The sequence below is a fragment of the Sphingomonas xinjiangensis genome (assembly GCF_014199255.1).
Taxonomy (GTDB): Bacteria; Pseudomonadota; Alphaproteobacteria; order Sphingomonadales; family Sphingomonadaceae; genus Sphingomonas; species Sphingomonas xinjiangensis.
Genome location: NZ_JACIJF010000018.1, coordinates 1 through 19,785 on the forward strand (window position 1 = coordinate 1; position 19,785 = coordinate 19,785).

Genomic DNA, 19,785 nt, shown 5'->3' on the forward strand with positions numbered 1-19,785 from the left:
TTCCAGTCGTGAGCCCGCACCTTCATCTATCGAGGAACAGCCACCCTCCACACCATCGCTGGTCGAGGTAGCCCGCTCCCGCGATTACCCCATGTCCACAGATGCCGTTGCAAGCAGCTCGAGCGCTTGCCAATACCTGCCGTCCATTCAGATTTCTTCAGCCGGCGTCGAGGTGGAGCCCTCGTCGATGTACGCAACACCCAAGTCTAGGCGCACCCGCATGACACTGGCTCGCGCCCAACGCAGCTTCCCTAGTGAAGCAATTCCGTCAATATATAAGCCGTCGCCTCGACGATCAGCGCGTAATGCCGATAGACGCAGCTGCCGTATACCCGGCAGCGATGCTGCCGCCCATGGTGGGCGTTTGCTGAGCGAGTTACGCCGCACTGTTGTCAGCAAACACGTTGTCGGAGGACAGGGCGACGCCGCTAAAATTGCGGATGCTGGAGCTATAGCCGCTATCGCCATTGTACACCTCAGTGCAGACTGACGCCGGCATTGCCAATTGGCCCACCAGTACTGCGTATCGGCCGCTTGTCGCATTCGTAAGGCTAGAGAAGACTTCGAAGTGGATGTGCGGCCAGCGGCCTGCGTAGCAGCCAGGAAAGATGGTGGTGAACACCACTTGTCCGTTGCTGTCGGTAACCCCGACGCCGCGCAGGTAGCTTTCATTTGGAAGGTCGTAGAGCGAGTAGCGGCCTTCCCGATCGCAGTGCCAAAGGTATACTGCATAGCCTGCAAGGGGCGCGCAACTCGCGTTAACGTTCAGGACGGTGAGCGTGAGCGTCACCTGCACACCCGGAGCGGCGGCGTTCGAGGTGCCGATGAAACTCGAGCGAATGTCACTTCGGACTACGTTCGACGCAGTGAGCGCATTGGAGGTCAGACCCCGCGAGGTGTTGGTGCCGTCAGCGGGATAGGGACCGTTGGTCTCTGAGGGATCCACGACGCAGCCCGAGACCGGCGACGGTCTAGCACTCGGCGTCGGCGTGCTGGCCGCGGTCGGAGTGGGCGAAGGGCTCGGCGTCGGCGTTGAAATTTCGCCTGCCACTGGCTCGCCAGCACTTCCATCACATGCCGCGACAAGCGCGGCCGAGCCGGCTCCGGCAAACCAAGGCAGCGCACGCCGCCGGCTTGAAAGGCGCATCATCGCCTGCAAGTCGTGAGCTAAACCCAAATCGTGTTCGTGTTGATGTTCCTGAGACATTTCTTCCAGCTCCCTGTCTGACGGGAATATCGGCCTGGAAGCTCACGCGCTGATTTCAGCACATTGCGGCTCGTTTCGTCGGATTACAGTCAGGCCATCGGAAGCCAAACTCTCACCCGTCCGCCGCCGAGAGGGCGCGTCTCCAGCGTTACCTCGCTCCCATGGCTTTCCGCAATGCTGCGTACAATCGCCAACCCCAAGCCGGTCCCGCCTGTATCACGGTTGCGCGAGGCCTCGCCTCGGACGAAGGGTTGAAACAGGCTCTCCGAATTTTCTGCATCGAAGCCAGGCCCTTCGTCATCGACGATAACTTCTGCCCACCGCCCTTCGATCCGCCACTGCAACTCGGCGCGACCGCCATAGCGCACGGCATTCTCGACCAGATTGGCAAAGAGGCGCTTGAGGTCGACCGAGTGGCCACGGATCACAAGCCGCGGTCCCGGCTGCGCGCTCACAGGAGTTCCTGCGACGCAAAGATCGTCGGCCAGGCTCTCCAGCAGGCTGCCAAGGTCCAGCCTCTCAGCACGTTCTACGCTTGCACCGTCACGGGTGAACCGCAAAGCAGCCCCAAGCATGTCGCGCATCTGGTCCAGGTCAGCTGAAGCACGCACCCGGGCGGCGTCTGGCAGTTGCTCGATCCAGAATGCGATGCGCGATAGAGGAGTCCCGAGATCATGCGCGATGGCCGCCAGCATCGTCGCTCGTCCCTCAGCCTGCTCAAGGATCCGTCGCTGCATTGCCGCCATAGCCGAAGCTAGCTCGCGAACCTCTCGCGGCCCAGTGATAGGAACGGGTTCCTTAGTGCCCAAGCGAGCGCGGCTTGCCACGTCAGCCAGGTCGCGCAGCGGCCCAGAAATCTTTCGGGCCACGAGCCAGGCCAACATGGTCAGGACTATTAGTGTCACGAGCGTCGCGATCACTCGGATGAGGTGCCAATGCGTGAACGCTGGCCTCTCCGGGCTAGTTGCGACGACCCAACCATCGGTTCTTCTGCTGGCAATGGTCCAGCTACCGAACAGGTCGTTCTCGGGATCGCGGGCCTGCATCTGATAATAGCCGCGGACTTGATCGACAGGCACGCCTATGCGGGCGGCGAGCACCGCGTCGCGCCTGAGGTCTGGCCGCTCGATGGAACGCCCTGTAGGCTCAGCCTCCACATGCCGGATCGTAATCTGACGCTCTCGTCCGGGTGGGAGGGTGCCGGTCCGCAGTGCCTCAGCGATACGCGAAACGGGCAGCGGCGGCATCGACCCGGGAGGCGGCCCGCGAAACATCAGCGCGAACTGCACAGCAACCGCGAGGAGTGCGCCACCAAATACGAGTGCAACGATCGGAACGATTATCGAGCGGTGACGGCTGGTCATCCTTTGGTGACTTCGGCAACGAACATGTAACCCTCGTTGCGGATCGTCCGGATCAACTCGTCTGCGCCAGGCTGGGCGAGCTTCTTCCTCAATCGGCTCATTTGAACGTCGATCGCGCGGTCATAGTGTTCGGCGCTTGGACCGCGCGATGCGTCCAGCAGCATGTCGCGCGTCAGCACACGTCTTGGACGCTCGACAAACGCGAGGAGCAGTCTGAACTCGCCGTCAGATAAATTGATCAAGACGTCTTCTGGGTCGAACAGCTGCCGTCCGGTAGGATCCAAACGCCACCCAGCGAAACGAAGATACTGCCGCGCGGGCTCCAGTGGCGATACCGAGCTAGGTCGAGCTCGGCGCAAAACCGATCTGATGCGCGCCAGTAGTTCGCGAGGGTTCGCGGGCTTGGCAACATAGTCATCGGCGCCCAACTCAAGGCCAACGATGCGATCAACATCTTCGCCAATCACCGAATGAAGAATGACGGCAGGACCGCCTGTGCGGTCCATGCCGCGCAGGATTTGCAGCCCATCCTCACTGGGCATCATCACGTCGAGCACGATCAGCTCATAAGTCTGCCGTGCCATCGCGGCGCGCATCTCAGCTGCACCAGCAGCTACATCCACGAGGTAGCCGTGCTGCGACAGGAACTCGGCAGTGAGTTCCCGAATGCCGGAATCGTCATCGACGATGAGGAGGCGGGTATCTAAATCCAATTCGAATGCTGGCTGAGACATGTCCGGATGAATATACCGTAAAGGTATCCGCTGCCTTGCAAAGCTGCAACGGAGTGTAATGCGATCGCGCTGTGGCTTCTTTGCCACGCCTTCCCCGCAGAGCCTTTCCACCCTGCCAACACGAGGGCGAAGCAAGTCTGTAGCTAAAACTGCGTTCCGATGTTGAAGGTGAAGAGCTTGGGGTCGTCGCCGTCTATGCTGATGATGTCCTTGGCTATATCCAAACGGAGCGGTCCGAACGGCGAATTCCAGTTCACGCCGAAGCCAACAGAGATGCGCGGTTTTGGGCTATCCCCCAAATACGTCTCGTAGAACGGCGCCGTCTCGGTATAGTATTGTGTGTTGAGCGAGGTGCCGGTGCACGGATCGGTGGAAGTCGCGGCATAGCCAACCTGGCAGATCGTCGTCAAGCCAGCGTTCGTCGTGTCCGTCGACGCGACTACGTAGTAGGGATTCCCGCTCGAATCGTACACATAGCTCTTCTTCGGCAAAAGCGTTGGCGAACCATCGGCATTGTAGACTAGGTTGCCTGAGGAGTCCTTCAGCTGCTCGAACTCGACAGTCTTCGCCGGACGCGTGGTGTTGAACACAGCGCCGGCCTGTATGAAGATCGAGGGCCGCAAACCGAGCTCCGCCGCGCCTGCTCCAAGTGGAATCTCAAGCTCGGCCTTTCCAAGATAATAGGCTTTTCCGCCGAGCGCATCGTCGGTGATCGAAGATGTGTCGGTGGACAGCAATTGCGTGCCGGCCGCGGGATCTCCGGTATAGCTGGTGCGCTGGACCCGCGGACCGATGCCGCGGATGTCGAAGCCGCGAAACTGCGGCTCCCCCAGATAGAAGCGGTCGGTGATCCGGACAGGATCGACTCCCTCAGCCTTCGATCCCTCGAGGCCATGGATATACCCTCCTTCCGCTGAGAGCGAGAAGATGAAGCCTTTGCCGACATTCCAATACTTGTCTGCGTCGAAGCGCCCACGCAGGTAGCGGACGTCACCACCGAGCCCGGCGAAATCCGCGCCGAGGACCAGACGGTGGCCGCGGCTCGGGCGCAGGCGGCTGTTGAGGCTGTCGTAAATCAGCGAGAGCCCGACGAGCGAGGTGATCCGAGAACCAACCGCCTGGCAGTAGTAGGTCCCAGCCTTGAGCGGATCACACTCGGTGTCGCCATCACCATCGGTATCCGAGTAGAAGGTCGCCGTGTCGAGGGAAACATCATCCTTCGTCAGGGAGTATCGTCCAGATAGAGTCCAGTTTTCTGTGAGAGGTACGCCGGCGACGAGTTGGAAGCCGGTTGATATCTGTTGATAGGTCGTGCTGCGATCGGTCCCTACATAGTTGAACGCGTTGTAGTCGCGGCGGAAGATGGTTCCGCCCAATGCCACGTTGCTGTCGAAGAGGTAGGGCTCGGTGAAACCGAGTTCGACAGACTTCGAATAGCTTGAATAATCTACCGATGCCGACAACGTCTGCCCTCTTCCCCGGAAGTTTCGCTGGCGGATCGAGGCCGACACGATGAAGCTCTCCAGGCTTGAAAAGCCCGCCGACAATGTTAGCTCGCCATTCGCCTTCTCTTCTACGCCGGCAGAAAGGACGACCCTATCGGGTGCGGAGCCTTCCTTGCGCTCGACCTCGAACTTTTCCTGGAAATAACCCAGGCTGTTGATGCGGTCCTGCGAGCGCTTCACCAGAAAGGTGTTGAACGCGTCGCCCTCGGCCACGCGCAGTTCGCGGCGGATCACCTTGTCCTGTGTCTGGCGGTTTCCGGTGATGTCGATGCGCTCGACATAGGTACGATTGGCTTCCGCCATGCGGAAGTTCATCGTCATCGTCAGGCTCTCGCGCTCGCGCTGGAACTCTGGACGAACATCGGCAAAGGCATAGCCAAACGCGCCAGCGGTTTCGCTCAGTTGCTCAACGGTGTCCTCGACGGCTTTGGCGTTGTACCACTGCCCCTCCTTGATTGAGAGCGCCGTAGCGAGCTTCTTGTCGTTGAAGTCGCGGATCGCGCTATCGACCGTCACCGGGCCAAACTTATAGCGCGGACCTTCCTCGACGACATAGGTGATGATGAAGTCGCGCTTGTCCGGCGTTAGTTCGGCCACTGCCGAGATCACGCGGAACTCCGCATAACCGTTGGTCAGGTAGAACTGACGAAGCTTCTGCTGGTCATAGGCCAGACGGTCCTGGTCATAGGACGTGTTCGAGCTGAGCAGGTTCTTCAGGCTCGACGCCTTGGTGGCCATCTCGCCGCGGAGCTCTCCGTCCGAAAACACCTCGTTGCCGATGATGTTGATCTGGCGGACCTTGGATTTGGGGCCTTCCTTGATCTCGAAGATCACGTCCACGCGATTCTGCTCCAGGCTGACCATCTTGGGCTGAACATTGGCGGCGAAGCGGCCTTGGCGGCGATACAGCTCTAAGATACGAGCGACGTCAGCACGCACCGCAGTGCGGGTGAAGATCTGGCGCGGTGCCAGCTTCACTTCCTTAGCGATCTTCTCGCTCTTGAGCCGATTGTTACCTTCGTAGATCACCCGATTGATCACCGGGTTTTCTCGAACGCGGATGATCAGATCGCCCTTATCAAGCCCTTCGATCTCCACATCGGCCAGCAGGTCGGAGGCGAGTAGATCGCGAATTGCCTGATCGACCGTCTCCGCGGTGTAGGGCTCGCCAGCCCGCAACTTCGTATAGGAAAGGACCGTCTGCGCTTCGACGCGCTGGACGCCCTCCACCCGCAAGGAGCGAGCCAGCTTGGGCTTGCTGTCCCTTGCCCGATCCGCAAGCGGTGCGGTCTGCGCGGCCGCCTGAGCAGCGGTCGTCCCGCAGAGCAACAAGCTCGCACCGAGCAACAGGGCGCCACGCCGGGCCCGCTTCGTTCGAGTGGGTCTTTGAGACAATGGGATACTCCACGCATACTGTGCGATATCGGTCGCCGGACGCGCCGAAGGTCGAGACGAAGGACGCCCAACCCCCTCCCGAAACGGTGGGGAGCGAAGGGCTTCCAGCCCGTCGTCGGGGCGATTTCAGAACCAAGCTGCCGGCTAGATCGAGCGTCAGATACTCGATCCGTCGGCGAGCCTGTTGATGCGGCTTGAGCGTCGAAGGTCGGCTAGCCGGTTCAGATCACAAAGGCTGAAAGCCGTTCAGGCCTTTGAGATACTGCGCCCGAATTTCTATGCTCATCCCGCCGGCCGGGATCGTCACCAAGGCCGGTTTCACCTTAGGCCTGGTGAGCCCAAGTGGGTGGTTACTCGGCAGCCCCGCCCCGTCCCTCCATGGATTGAACTTGTTCTTGCCGTCGCGGTCATGCGTGAAAAGAACTGCCCACGTGCCCGGGCCCGGCGCTCGGATGCACAAAGCGGCATCGCGTCCCGGAGGCGAGCCGCTCCAGACCCGGCGAAAGGACCTACCTTCCGCTTTCAGCTTCCTGTCGTCTTTCAAAAAGTCAGCCTCGGTAGGAGGAAAGATCTCAAGCTTCAGTCGACCGGATAGATCCTTCAGCCCTACCACTTTGACATGAAGCGGTGGGCCGCTGGCGTTCGAGCAGGATCCGTCCTGTTGAGCGTAAGTAGTGGCGGCAGCGGCGACCGCGTGCGAAACCGACGCAGTGCCGAGATACATAAAGAGGTGAAACATCGGGATTCCTAATGGATTGCCTCGGGTCGAGGGCGATCTATCGAGAACACTGCAAGGCTGCGCGTTCATCGGCGCCTTGCTCGAGGATTGCCGCTGTAGAGGGTAGCTCAACATCCGAGAGGACGTTGAGAAGCGTTGAGATAGCGCGAGCCGTGTACATCTCGCACAGCCGCCGATGTATGAACGCCGCCCTTTGTGAACGCGCATTGATAGCGGCAACTTGTTCTTGATGGCCGCGCCGACAGTAATAGACGAACGTCGAGATCATAGGCTTCACAGTCGCCCCAAGAAGCACAGGCAGGTGGGCCTCTGGCGCCAGGCTCACCTCAACTTCGGCCATCTGAACGGCGAAGGCCCACGGCTCCGCCCTCCCGAACGGACTTCCTGAACTGCGGACCGTCGCCATTCCGCTCATCGGATTCTCGTCGGTCACTGACCTGGACTGGACTCGCCCAAGACACCGTGATCCGCGGTTGTCCATAAGCCTTCATTGGAAAGCCTCTCCGCTGGCAGCGGCTTGAGATGGGCTGAAGCCCTGCTGCTCCAGGAAACAATTGAGTGCCAGGACCAGCGTTTGAGCTGCCGGTATCGGCAGCGCGAGCCGCCCGACGACGACCCGCTCGAGAACCGGCGTCGCGCGCGAGTGGTCACACTGCAGGCTCTCTAGGGTTAGTTTAATGATCCCACCCAGGTTGGATACACCCGCGAAGCCGGTGACCAGCAGCTCGGGGGCAAACGGGTTGTCTACGAGCGGTGGCTGGTCGGTCCCGGGCGTTGGTCCTCGCCTATGAAAGGCGCCGTCACTATGGATGTACATTCAGATTCCTTCGCAAAGCACTCGCGGTAGCGGCAGGGCGGCATTGTTGGATCATTCGCCCTGATTCGCAGCCGCTGAACTGTTGTGCAAAAGACACATGTCAAAAGAATTTCGCAGCCGAGATGTTTTGTAATGAATGTAAAAAAGGTGCCTTTAGGAAAGGCGAACCGACAGGAAAGCCACGCCTTAGAGCTCCAGGTTTCGACGGTCTGAGCAGCCATCATCTACGCTGCTCCATGAGAGTGCGGTTCGCGTGGCCTGGGTATTGGGCAAGGCGAGGGCCGTTTCTGAGACCTAGCGATGCGCATCCAGCGCATCTCGTGCAAGGCTGGCGCAGGTCGCAGCTTTGGAGAGCCTGCGGTTCAAAGCTCTTAAGCTAAGGGCATTTGGTCCGTGGTACCTCGACGTTGAACCACAGGGGCGGAACACCGCCCCTGTGGTTCGGGGCATTCACCGGTGAGGTCCGGTGGTCGGCGACAGGGGGGGGGCACGCCGACCAGTCCTCGCTGCGGGCAGCGAGTTGCGGACGAATTTCCGTTTGTAACGAAGCCATGCAACTTGGAGCATCGAGGGTGCAAATCGGCCACTCTTTGGCTGAAAGCGACGTCAGGTGGGCGCCAGCAGCTGCCTTTCCAGGATCCTCCCCTGCTTCTTATAACATGCCGTTGATTCACCTGTCCCCGGCTTGAGCTTGCAGGCACTTCGTATTCGGCGGTAACACACTGATCGGCAGCTCGGGCGCTAATCGCTGCCGTTCTGATGCGGCAGGGTCGGCCGCGCAGACACGATTTAGCGGTGATCTACGCTATGAATGGAAGCCCAGCGGACTTGTGGCGACGCTTCGTATGCGGACGGACCGTCTCGCCACTTGACGACCTTCGGCGGATCTAGCGCTCGGCAGCAAAGCGCCAATTGCTGCCCTTGAGGGCAGCGGGCGAGCTTCCCGTTACCTGCCCTTCGTTCATGTGGAGCATAAGCCAACTTTACGAAGGAAACACAGATCCTGCATTCAAACTGCATCCGGTGCTGGTAGGTCCCGACCATGCCGAGCCCGCATCTGCAGCCCATCTCGCCTCAGCCGATCTCTAAACGCGCTGAAGACTTACAGCCCTCCATTGCTGGGCTGCGGTTGCGATATTTGCTTGGTGCCGCGCTGCTCCTGATCATCGAGGCCGCGATTGCCCTGTTTCTCGATGATCCGATAATACGCCCGTACGGTGGTGACAGCTTGGCCGTAGTGCTGGTGTATTTGGTCATCCGAGGCGCAACGCGGTTGGGATCGATCGCTTCAGTGCTCTGCGCCCTTGCCACCGCCTTCGCCATTGAGGTCTCGCAGTGGTACCATTTCGTCGAGGTAATTGGCCTCGGACGAAATCCGGTAGTCAGAGCGGTGCTGGGCACCGGCTTCGATCCGCGGGATTTTCTAGCCTATTCCGCCGGTGCCGGAGCCGTTCTGATCTTGGAGCATCTTTTCAGGGCAAGAAGGGCAACGAACTGAGTTTTACGCGCTGTGGCTAAGCGCCAGTAGCTGCCGCTCCGAGCCCCTCCCCTGCTCCCGTAAGCTGCCGTCCATTCAAGTTAGGGTTCTGCAGGTCAGACGTTGGTGTCGCGTGGATAGCGGAATGGCCGCTTTTGGGTCAATTCGGCCCTCATACAATGAGTGGAACACGGCGTCGCTGGAGTCTTTCAGGAAATTTGATGACAGCTAGTCGCGTCCGCGGTTAAGATCCTATCCTAAGCCCGCGTCCTCCCGACGTTACAGCTCACGTAGCGCAGCTGCTGGGCGAGCGCGGAGCACAGGCATACTTCCGGCCAGACCAACGACGATCGTCACGAGCGCACCAGATGCCAATGTTAAAAGGACGACACTCCAGTTCGGCAACCATACGAAGTCGAAAAGCTGCGTGACAACGTACCAGCCGCCGGCTGTTCCGATGGCCAGAGCGACGGCGCTCATGATCGCCGACAGCATGGCATATTCGATCGCCTGCAACGTCAGCACCTGTAGTCGAGTGGCACCAAGCACCTTCAGAATCACGGCGTCGTAGGTTCGCGCGGCGCGGGCGGCTGCGATCGCGCCGATTAGGACGGCCACACCGGCCAGAACCGCCACTCCGGCGGCCGCGGCTATGGCAGTCGCCATCTGCCCCACGACCGCTTGTACCTGTGCGAGAACGCCACCCACCTCGATGACCGAGGTGGACGGGAAGCGCGGCAGCAAGGCATGCGTTACCGCTGGGGTTTGGCTCGCGGGCATGTCGATGGTTGCCGCTAAATTGTGTGGAACGTCAGCCAGGGCGCCAGGGGAGAAGACCAGCACGAAGTTGAAGCCCAGGGTATCCCAAGCGATGCGCCGGAAGGATGCGACCGTCGCGTCCCGTTCCAGCCCCAATACCGAAACGGTAAGCCGGTCCCCAATCTTCAGGTTCAGCGATTTAGCTAGCCGTTCGTCGACAGAGACGAGCGCCCGTCGGCCCTCGGCTGGGGTCCACCATCGACCAGCCGACAACGTGCTGCCTGGAGGCAGCCCTTCTGCGAATGTAAGTCCACGCTCACCACGTAGCGCCCAAGCCTCCTCAGGGATCACCTTTAGGTCGGCAACGCGGGTGGAGCCATAGGCAGTAATTTTTCCCCGCATGAGCGGCACCGCGTCGACCTTGGCCCCCGGTGCTGAACGCTCCACAGTGCGACGGAATTCGGCCTCGCGCTCGGCGGGAACATCGAGTGCAAAGAGTGCAGGCGCTCGTTCGGGTACGCTGCGCTGGATGTTGCCGTCCAGGCTGGTGCGAATGGCGGCAAGAAGCACGAAGAGCGTGAGACCGAGACCAAGCGCCACCACTAACGCTACCGTTTTCGAACCGGGTCTATGAAGGCCCGCAACCGCAAGTCGCAGCAGCGGCCGGCGGAAATGAGGGAGACGAGCTGCGGCCCCGCGGATCCCAAGGCCGATTACCACCAAAAGCAGCAGGGTCACCGAAGTCGCGAGCAGAAAGCTTGCCGTGAACCAGGGGCGATCGCTCGAAGCGAGCGCCAAGGCAATGACGACAGCCGCCGCACCAGCGATCCAGCGCCAGGCGGTCCATCCGCCCGACCGCATGTCGGTCGTTGATCGCAGGAGTGACGCTGCAGGAACGCGCGCGGCAGTCACAAGGGCGGGAGCGCAGAACGCCAATGCGATGAGGAAGCCATAGGCGGCGGCAAGCGCGAGCGGAACGGGCTCCAGCGCGGAGCCAGGGGCAATCGGGAGAACCGCACCAGCCAGCGAACTGAGCAGCGGCGTTGCCGCAACCCCCGCGAGTAAACCAAGAGCAACGCCGACAAGGGCGACAGCCGAAACCTGAATAAGGTAGATGCGAGTAACGATGCCGGACGTCCCTCCGAGCACCTTGAGCATTGCGATGCTTGAGCGGCGCTGGTTGAGATAAGATGATACGCCACCGCCCACCCCAACCCCCGCGATCACGAGGGCCGAGAGCCCAACCAAGGTCAGAAACTCACCCATTCGCGTGATGAAGCGGCTGGCGCCGGGCGAAGCACGATCGCGCGTTCGCGTCTCCCACCCTGCCGCAGGGAACGCTTTCTCGAAACGGCTGATGACGGCAGCGGGATCAAGTTGAGCCAAAGCCACTCGAACTCTGGTCTCATAGAGACTGCCCGGCTGAACCAGCTCCGTGCGGCGCAGACCGGCCATAGACACAAGCGCAACAGGACCGAGTGTGAAGCCCTCGCTAAGCCGGTCCGGCTCCTCGCCGATGATCCCGCCAACGAGGAAACTGGCCATTCCAACACGGAGCTTGTCGCGTGACTTCAGGCCTAGCCGCTCGGCCAGAGCTTTGCCGATCCAGATCTCTCCATCCTCCGGAGCACGCACGGTACTCCCGTCCGACAGGGTAAGCCTGCCGTAGAGGGGATAAGCCTGATCCACTGCCTTCAATTGGATGGGCGCCGTATCGCCGCTGACAGTAACAGCCATGGACTGCATTCGAACGGTTTCCGAGACGCGGCCGAAGGCTCGCAGCGCGCCGACCTCTTCGGGGTCGGCGCCTCGCTGCGATACCGAAAACTCAGCGTCGCCCCCTAAAAGCACCTGGCCTTGCGCCCCAAGCTCCCGAGTTATGGCGGACGCCAGGCTTCCGATCGCCGCCAAGGCGCCCACGCCGAGGAAGAGGCACACGAGCAGCAGCCTCAGGCCGCGGAAGCGTAGCGACAGCTCCCGCCGGGCAAGCGTCAAGGCAATGGCCCACTGGCTCAAGCGAGACGTCCGTCGACCAGCTCGAGGGTTCGGTCGCATCGACGTGCAAGCGCAGGATCATGCGTGATAATCACGAGGCTTGCGTCAGCGGCACGTTGCCGCTCAAACAGCAGGTCGACGATCCTGGCCCCAGTAACGGCGTCAAGGTTGCCGGTCGGCTCATCGGCGAAGACCAACGACGGGCGGGGGGCAAGCGCCCGCGCTATCGCGACACGTTGCTGCTCTCCTCCTGAGAGCTGAGCCGGGTAATGATTGGTCCGGTGACCCAAGCCGACGGCGATAAGCTCGTCTTCAGCCAGCGCTGAAGCGTGAGCAATCCCGGCCAACTCCAATGGCACCGCGACATTCTCGCGCGCCGTCATGGTCGGAAACAGGTGAAAGGCTTGCAACACGATGCCAATACGTCCCCGACGCGCAATTGCGAGCGCGTCCTCGTCCAACGTCGTGAAGTCTAATCCCGCGACCTGTACGCTCCCGCTCGTTGCGCGCTCAAGCCCGGAGAGCACGGCCAAAAGAGAAGACTTTCCCGACCCTGAAGCGCCCAATAGGGCGACGCTCTCGCCGCGCGCGACGTCCAGATCGATCCCGCGCAGGATTCCGATCGGCTCGGCAGCACCCAGGGTCAGCCTTACATCGCGAGCCGAGATGACCATATCGGGTGCAGTCATGAGCGGAAGCGGAGTGGAAGTGGTAAAGGCATCGCGATCTTATGCATGCTGTGGAGTGATCCTCCAAGCTGCCCTGCTCCTGAGTGCCTGCGGAGACGGAGCGAACGACGTCCTGGTGCCCAACCAGTCGGCAACCTCCGCTTCGGAGACGCAGGCCAGAACCACCACCGACATTCCGGTTTCAGGACCCAAGCGGACGGTGCTGGCGTTTGGGGACAGCCTTTATGCCGGCTATCGCCTGAAGCGCGGCGAGAGTTTGCCAGATGCTGTTCAGGCTCAGCTGCGATCTCACGGCATCGATGCGTCGATCGTTAACGCCGGCGTTTCGAGCGACACCACAGCCGGAGGCCGCCGACGGCTTGCCTACACGCTTGATCGCCTAAAAACCGCTCCCGATCTCGTCCTGCTGGGATTAGGCGGAAACGACGTGCTGCGTCAGGTTGATCCCGTCGAGACCCGCGCCAACCTGGCGGCGATGCTCGACGAGTTGGACAAGAGAAAAATCCCCGTGGTGCTTACGGGGATGCTGGCTCCGCCGAACCTTGGGCCTGAATTCGCGGCTCGCTTTAATGCGATCTGGCCGGACCTCGCGCGGAAGCACGAAGCCGCGCTCTACCCCTTCATCCTTGAAGGCGTGATCGGCAAGCGAGCACTGATGTTGCAGGATGGTGTTCATCCCAATGCGCGGGGAGTGACAATCATCGCCAACCGGCTGACCCCGATTGTGGAAAAGCGGTTGGAGCAGTTGGAGAGATCCCGCTGATGCCCCACCTCGCTGGCTGAGGCCTCTTCAGATCACATGCTGGAGTTGAGCTAAGGGAGAGTTTCGGCAAGGGCACCATCCGCTCTCAAACGGGCCGGTTGAGGGGATAAGTGCGCGAAAGTCTGGGGGGGTCGTGATGAACGAAGGTAGGTCGAGAAGCCGGGGGAGGTGAACGGTTGAGCGGGGCAACTCGCGCTAGGCTGACCAGCACGTACCTTGAGCGAAGGAGAGGTTCGGCGGAATAGGTCTTACAGTCAACCGAGCATGCTACCATCCGACGCTAAACCAACCGTGCGCCCAGTCCTTGCAGACGCATAGATCGCCTCGATTAGTCGCAAGTCACGCAGGCCCATTTCCCCAGGCGTTTTGATAGCGGTATTGTCGCGAACCGCGTTAGCGAAGTGGTCGAGTTGGCGCGCGAACTGGACGTCGGGATCCCCCGGCGTGAACTCTCGCCCATCGCGACTCTCGATGCGCATCTTCTGCCCAGCATAGCTGGTCGCCGGATCCATGATCAGGGCTCCGTCGGTACCGCGCACCTGCGCGAAGTTCGTGCCTGCAGAGTCATAGGATGTTGCCAGTTGCGCCACCGCGCCGGATGGGAACAGCCATTGCGACGAAACATGGGCGAAGATCTCCGCAAAGCGAGCGTCTCCAGCGGGACGGAACGCCGTGGCGCTGATCCGCTGGGGCATTTCGCCGGTGAGGTACAATGCGGCTTGAAGTCCGTAGATCCCATAATCCTCGAGCGGACCGCCGCCTGCTAGCGCGCGACTGGTTCGCCAGTTCTCGCCTGGGCTGGTCGGTCCCATGCGATAGGACTGCTCAGTGCGCACCAGCCTGATAGTCCCGATTGCCTTCTGCTCCATCAACCTCATGGCTTCCAGGTTGTACGGCTCGAAATGAGAACGATAGGCAATCATCAGCTTGCGCTTGGCCCTGCGACCTGCAGCGATCATCCGTTCGCAATCGGCACTCGAAAGGGCCATCGGCTTCTCGCACAACACGTGCTTCCCAGCCGCAAAGCCGCGGATTGCCCACTCGGCATGGAGGCCCGTCGGCAGGACGATGTACACCGCGTCGATGCGCTTGTCGGACGCAATCTTTTCAAATGCCTCGTAGGAGTGGCGTGCGTCAGTCGGGACGCCGTAGGCGTCACCCACACGACGCAGCTTCTCAGGATTTCCCGACACAATCGCAGCGATATGTGCTCGCTCTGCTTGCGCGAACCGCGGCATCATCTGATTAAGTGCGTAACCGCCAAGGCCCACGATCGCGAACCCGACGCTGTCTGAGCGTATCCTGCGATCAGGGGCTGAGGGAAGCCGCGCGCCATCCGGCAAGGGCTGCCCCTTCAGACGTGCGCTGCCGCCGGCCTGTGCAAGGGTTGCGGCGGAGTCTGTGGTCACGGCCAGCGACGCGGCGGCAAGGCTACTCCCGGCAACAAACCCTCTTCGCGTAAAGACTCGAGTGACCATGAGCGCCTCCTGTTCGAGCAAGACGGTTCTTACGCGCTTTTTCAGCAATGTTCGATCCGTAGCGGACGACCGGCCGGTAATACCTGACGGCCGATGTTAGGGAGCCGAGAGGTCGGCCTGAATGGCCGATTGTGGGTCGCCCCGACAATCGGTTGTCGTGAGCGCAATGGCGAAGATATCACTGTCCGGCAGAAACGGCGTCGTGCCGACCGAGGATTGAAGATATGCGCGTGCTCCTGATCGGAATGGGCGACATCGCTCGCAAGGCGTATCTTCCGGTGCTGTCCAGGCGAGGCGATCTCGATATTCACCTCGCAACGCGAGATGAAGCCGTCCTCGATGAGGTTGGCCGCTCATTCCAGATCGCGCATCGGCACACCAGCGTAATCGGGGCGCTTGCCGTCACTTCGTTCGACGCCGCCTTCGTCCACGCGGCCACGCTGGCACATGGAGAACTCGTCAAGCTCCTTATCGAGCGAGGTGTTCCGACCTTCGTCGATAAACCGCTCGCAGATAACCTCGGCGAGGTCGAGGCGCTCGTTGCCTTAGCCACGCAGCGTGCAACACCGCTCGTGGTCGGCTTCAACCGGCGATACGCGCCGGACTATGTCGCCCTACACGGCATCGACGCGGACCTCATCATCATGGAGAAGCACCGCTACCGGCAACCCGACGTACCGCGCCGGGTCATCTTCGATGACTTCATCCATGTTGTCGATACGCTGCTTTCCCTCGCCCCTGGGCCAGTCCATCGGCGCAACATCGAAACTCATGTCGTGGACGGGCTGCTTCACACGATCACCCTCACGCTGGCAGGCGACGTGTTTACTGCCATCGGCACGATGCATCGTAACAGCGGGCTCGATGAGGAATGTCTGGACGTCATTGGTGGTGGGGCACGCCACACCGTGCTGAACCTTGCTGATCGCATCGAAGCGAGCGGGACACGAAGCCTGCATCGACGGGCCGACTGGATTTCGGTGGGACGGCAACGAGGCTTTGAGGCGATGTGCGACGATTTCCTGCTTGCAGCGCGCGAGCGCAGGCGGGTCGATGCAGCCGCTATTCTGGCGACGCATGAGATATGTGAGGCCATCGTCCGCCATACGGAGATCTGAGTCTTCGGACGGCCTTCCAGGGCTTGTATGCTCGGGCGCATAGCGTGCATCCAGGAGTTCGCATGCGCCGTGTTTCTGCTCAGCGCACAAGCCCGCTTCATCATCAGACACGAGCACCGCGTCAGCGGCGACATGCAAAACGTTTAGCCGGGTGCCCACCTGAATGAGTGTCCGAAGCTGAGAAGCGGGTTAAGGCGCTGGAATGGCCGATTGTGGGTCTTCCCGGCCTGAGAAGGCTTTCTCTGATGTCCGTCGGGCGCGATCATATAGGGCGCTCTGGTCGTGAATGTTGGGGTTGGTGAATGCCAGCCCAGCTCGTCCTATCAACGGAGTGCCGAGATGATCGCGAACGGCGGCTAGGCCTCATTGTCAGTGGGTGGCTCGATAGTTCCTGATAGCGGCGAGAAAACGCGTGGAGATACCGGCCGCGCGATCGACCTCGTCGTGAGGCACATCTACCCCGTGCGCGGCCTTGTTGAGGATGCTGACGATGCTCATGAAGTCAATCGATGGAAGCAGCCGGAGCACATCCTCCGTGACACTGACCAGTTCGTTCAGGCTCATTGGGCGGTCAGCCACTATTCCGAGATCCTCGGCCAGCACACGCAGTTCTCGCTCGATGTCGATCCGCAGCTTCACCAGCGACATCATGGGGAAGTCGCGCGCCAAATCCTCTGCAGTAGGCAGAGCTGCGTGCAAGGGGGCGGGCAAGTTCTCGGACAGGGTGTAGTCGGCGACTCCCATCGGCTTTACGGAGTCGCGCAGCGCATATTCCACCACCACGGCGTTCTTGCCTTGGCACAGGATGATGCCGATCGTCGGTCTGTCATCGGCATGGCGCAGCAGATCGTCCACCGCAGAAAGGTAAAAGTTCATCTTGCCCGCGAACTCGGGTTTGAACTCCTCAATCTTCAACTCAACAACGACGAAGCAGCGCAGATGCAGGTGATAGAACAGCAGATCTAAATAGTAATCCCGTCCAGCCACCTCAAGGTGATATTGGCTGCCGACGAAGGCGAAGCCCTTGCCCAGTTCGAGAATCAGCGAGCGTAGATGTTCGAGCAGGCTGCGCTCGAGCTCGCGCTCTGAGATGTCCGGGCCGAGTCCGAGGAAGTCGAAGCTGTAGGGATCCTTTATAAGTGCCTGAGCCAGATCGGACTGGGGTACTGGCAGAGTACGCGCAAAGTTCGTGATCGCCTTGCCCTGCCGACCAAAAAGGCCGCTGCTGACCTGATGATTGAGAACCTTCCGGCTCCAGCCATGCACTCGCGCCTGCTCGCCATACCAGATACGCTGGACGGGATCTTTGAGCGCCTCAATCAGTGTGATCGCATGACCCCACGGCAATTGTGCAACAACCCGTTGCACAATCTCGCGGTCAGGAAAGGCTTCGGCCAGCGCCCGCATATATTTGAGATTTCGCGGCGAAAAACCAGTCATTTCTGGGAAGTCGCGCTTCAGGTCGGATGAAAGCCGATCGATGATCTTGGCACCCCAGCCAGCGCTCTCCTGACGGTCGAGAATGTCGCGACCGATTCCCCAATAGAGTAGGATCAGCTCCTCGTTGACGGCCAGCGCGGCCCTGAGCCGGGACGACCGGATCCGCTCCTTCAACGTATCCAGAAGCTGGACATACTCAGTCGATTCGTAAGGCGATGGTACAGGGCGCATGCATGCCGATTAGCATCGCCCAATGGTGATGACAGGTGCCATTTGCTTGGCGCTCAGAATGCGTCCCACGCACAATACGATGGCGGGCGGACAACGTGTCAGTGGGCGGCCGCCTCGGTGCATCTAATAACCGCGAGAATCAAAACGCGATGAATGGACGCTCGCTTTGTGGAAGCGGGGGCCCAACGTGGGTAACCGCTCCTGGATCATTTCGACCAGAAGCTCAGCTGAACGTACGGCAGCTTACCGCATGATCGTTCCTAAAAGCTGCCGGGCAGCTTTCGGCCACTTCCTGCCCATGGAGCGACGCAACGTCGAGCGGCTAAGGCTCAATTCGCGTATGATGCGCAATGTCATCCGGCGCAGACGCCAGTACCTTCCCAACTCCAGCTGCCGAACTGTGGTCGAAGGGAGGGTGAGGAGACTTTGGCTTGGGTCCAGGCTGGCAACCGGGCGCTGCCTCAACATCGCTCCCCATGTGAGCGCGAGCGATAACTCTGGCTTCGTCGCCTGCATCAATCTGGACGCGCTCTTCAATGAACGATCAGAGTGTACTTTCGCCCTGATCGTTGGCCGGGCGCGCTTCCCCTTTGACCGCCCGCCAGCACCAGCCTGAGCGGCAATCGCTTGCCGGTGGTCTCTCGAGTGGTCGAAGGATCGGTATCCACCATCACATAAGATGAGTCAGGCGAACGGCGCGGGCACGATCGGATCGCATCTGCAACGAGCTGCGCCAATTACACCCAGGTATCATGGCGTGGCTGCCGGTTTGAGCATAGGGCGGCTCCACAGTCCCGTGGACCAAACGGCAATGATTGTGCGAGATGCGGAGAAATGGCCGTCCCCGAAGGCCCCAACTCTAGGCGAGGCGATCTCGAGGCTCTTCGTGCACGTTTGCGCGCGGAGACGGACCACTTGCGAGTGGAACAGGGCCGGCTGGATGCCGCTGTAACACAGGCGCGTCTGGCGCTCGAGGAGGTCGAAGCGTCGGCCGCGCTCACCCAGCGCCTGAGCCGGACGGGGAGCTGGACCTGGTATCCTGCCGACCCCAGTCTCGGGGAATGGTCGCCCGAGGTCTATACCATGCTAGGCTATCGTGTCGGCGAGGTTGAGGCGTCCTTCAGTTCGAATATCGCTCGGATCCACCCCGACGACGTGGAGCGGTATCTGCGCGAAGCAGCTGACATCGCCGACGAAGGCAAACGCTTCAACGTCGAGTATCGCTACCTCCTGCCCGATGGGACCATTCGCCATGTGCACGCGCTGGGCCGCCGCGTGAGCGAGGAGCTCTATGTCGGGACCGTGAGCGACATCACCGGACGCAGACTGGCCGAAGAGGCGCTTCGCAAGGCCCGCTCCGAACTGGCGCTTGCCTCGCGGCTCACGACCCTCGGAGTGCTCGCGACTTCCATCAGCCACGAGCTGAACCAACCATTGACGGCCATCCTCGCCAATGCGGCAGCCACGCGCCGTTGGCTGGAGCGAGGACCTGAACATATCGACCGGGCCAAAGAGGGGCTTGTCGAGATGATGGCGGATTGCCGTCGCGCGAAGGAAGTCGTGATGGGGCTGAGGGGGCTCGCCCGGAAGAGCGAGCCCGAATTCGGCGATGTCGATCTCGCCGAAGCCATCCTGGAGGTCGCCACGCTCTGCAGAGCGGAGTTCGACATGCGCTCGGGAACCCTCTCCCTAGACGTCGAAGCGATCGACAGGCCGATCGCTGCTGATCGCGTCCAGCTCCAGCAGGTCGTGCTTACCTTGATCATGGACTGCCTGGCGCGCGCCGAAGCGGGCGGAGGGCCACGCGACGTCCGAGTCTTGGCTAGAGCCGATGGCGCCGGTGCCAGCGTGACCATTGCGGACGCGGTGCCGTATCAGGCGAACGTCCTGCTCGAGACCAGCATCGACGCCCTGGGTGCAGGGCGAGATCCTGCGGACCTGGGGCTGGCCGTCGCGAGAGCGATCATCGACGGCCACGGCGGAGAGCTCACCTTCGTTCCGTTCGAAAAAGGGGGCGCGTATCGCGTGCACCTGCCGACGAGGACGGGGCCATGAGCATCAGTGCGATCGAGCG

At 61.1% G+C, this 19,785-nt stretch carries 14 protein-coding genes; 4 read left to right on the plus strand and 10 right to left on the minus strand.

Going from position 1 to position 19,785, the window contains the following annotated elements:
- Nucleotides 1-376: 376 nt before the first annotated feature.
- The 6 genes from FHT02_RS17965 to FHT02_RS17990 all read right to left on the minus strand — a co-directional run bounded on the left by FHT02_RS17965 (nt 377) and on the right by FHT02_RS17990 (nt 7,761).
- Nucleotides 377-1,051: a dioxygenase family protein gene (locus tag FHT02_RS17965; protein ID WP_343056990.1), complete on the minus strand. Its 675-nt coding sequence runs from the start codon at nt 1,049-1,051 to the stop codon at nt 377-379.
- A 245-nt stretch (nt 1,052-1,296) separates the two neighbouring features.
- Nucleotides 1,297-2,454, minus strand: coding sequence for an ATP-binding protein (locus tag FHT02_RS17970; RefSeq protein WP_246352512.1), 1,158 nt, complete (start codon nt 2,452-2,454; stop codon nt 1,297-1,299).
- 113 nt (nt 2,455-2,567) lie between these two features.
- Complete coding sequence (locus FHT02_RS17975) at nt 2,568-3,305, minus strand: response regulator (protein WP_184091101.1); 738 nt, start codon at nt 3,303-3,305, stop codon at nt 2,568-2,570.
- A 143-nt stretch (nt 3,306-3,448) separates the two neighbouring features.
- Nucleotides 3,449-6,157: an outer membrane protein assembly factor BamA gene (bamA, locus tag FHT02_RS17980; RefSeq protein ID WP_425506459.1), complete on the minus strand. Its 2,709-nt coding sequence runs from the start codon at nt 6,155-6,157 to the stop codon at nt 3,449-3,451.
- 274 nt (nt 6,158-6,431) lie between these two features.
- A complete protein-coding gene (locus FHT02_RS17985) occupies nt 6,432-6,944 on the minus strand; it encodes a DUF2141 domain-containing protein (protein WP_184090970.1) in 513 nt (170 codons plus the stop codon).
- Between the two features lie 487 nt (nt 6,945-7,431).
- Entirely contained in the window at nt 7,432-7,761 is a 330-nt protein-coding gene (locus FHT02_RS17990) for a hypothetical protein (protein ID WP_184090972.1), read from the minus strand.
- A gap of 1,042 nt (nt 7,762-8,803) precedes the next feature.
- Here FHT02_RS17990 and FHT02_RS17995 point away from each other — a divergent pair.
- Nucleotides 8,804-9,259 (plus strand): ribosomal maturation YjgA family protein, encoded by a 456-nt coding sequence (locus FHT02_RS17995; RefSeq protein WP_184090974.1) that lies wholly within the window; start codon nt 8,804-8,806, stop codon nt 9,257-9,259.
- A 258-nt stretch (nt 9,260-9,517) separates the two neighbouring features.
- Here the strand turns inward: FHT02_RS17995 and FHT02_RS18000 are convergent, their stop codons facing one another.
- Together FHT02_RS18000 and FHT02_RS18005 are read right to left on the minus strand one after the other, a co-directional pair.
- Complete coding sequence (locus FHT02_RS18000) at nt 9,518-12,013, minus strand: ABC transporter permease (protein ID WP_343056991.1); 2,496 nt, start codon at nt 12,011-12,013, stop codon at nt 9,518-9,520.
- Nucleotides 12,010-12,666 (minus strand): ABC transporter ATP-binding protein, encoded by a 657-nt coding sequence (locus FHT02_RS18005; RefSeq protein ID WP_246352513.1) that lies wholly within the window; start codon nt 12,664-12,666, stop codon nt 12,010-12,012. The genes FHT02_RS18000 and FHT02_RS18005 overlap by 4 nt, the downstream gene beginning before the upstream one ends.
- A 70-nt stretch (nt 12,667-12,736) precedes the next feature.
- Between FHT02_RS18005 and FHT02_RS18010 the strand changes: the two genes are divergently transcribed.
- On the plus strand, nt 12,737-13,444 hold the full coding sequence (locus tag FHT02_RS18010; protein WP_343056992.1) for an arylesterase: 708 nt from the start codon (nt 12,737-12,739) through the stop codon (nt 13,442-13,444).
- 254 nt (nt 13,445-13,698) lie between these two features.
- On the opposite strand, the gene FHT02_RS18015 is transcribed toward FHT02_RS18010, so the two are convergent.
- Nucleotides 13,699-14,970, minus strand: coding sequence for a Gfo/Idh/MocA family protein (locus FHT02_RS18015; RefSeq protein WP_246352514.1), 1,272 nt, complete (start codon nt 14,968-14,970; stop codon nt 13,699-13,701).
- 176 nt (nt 14,971-15,146) lie between these two features.
- Between FHT02_RS18015 and FHT02_RS18020 the strand changes: the two genes are divergently transcribed.
- The gene (locus FHT02_RS18020) at nt 15,147-16,040 is read left to right on the plus strand and encodes a Gfo/Idh/MocA family protein (RefSeq protein WP_184090988.1); all 894 of its coding nucleotides are present in this window, start codon (nt 15,147-15,149) and stop codon (nt 16,038-16,040) included.
- 369 nt (nt 16,041-16,409) lie between these two features.
- Here FHT02_RS18020 and FHT02_RS18025 read toward each other — a convergent pair whose 3' ends face one another.
- Nucleotides 16,410-17,654 (minus strand): PDDEXK nuclease domain-containing protein, encoded by a 1,245-nt coding sequence (locus FHT02_RS18025; RefSeq protein ID WP_246352515.1) that lies wholly within the window; start codon nt 17,652-17,654, stop codon nt 16,410-16,412.
- A 978-nt stretch (nt 17,655-18,632) separates the two neighbouring features.
- On the opposite strand from FHT02_RS18025, the gene FHT02_RS18030 reads away from it, so the two are divergent.
- Nucleotides 18,633-19,766 (plus strand): PAS domain-containing protein, encoded by a 1,134-nt coding sequence (locus FHT02_RS18030; RefSeq protein WP_184090998.1) that lies wholly within the window; start codon nt 18,633-18,635, stop codon nt 19,764-19,766.
- Nucleotides 19,767-19,785: the final 19 nt, after the last annotated feature.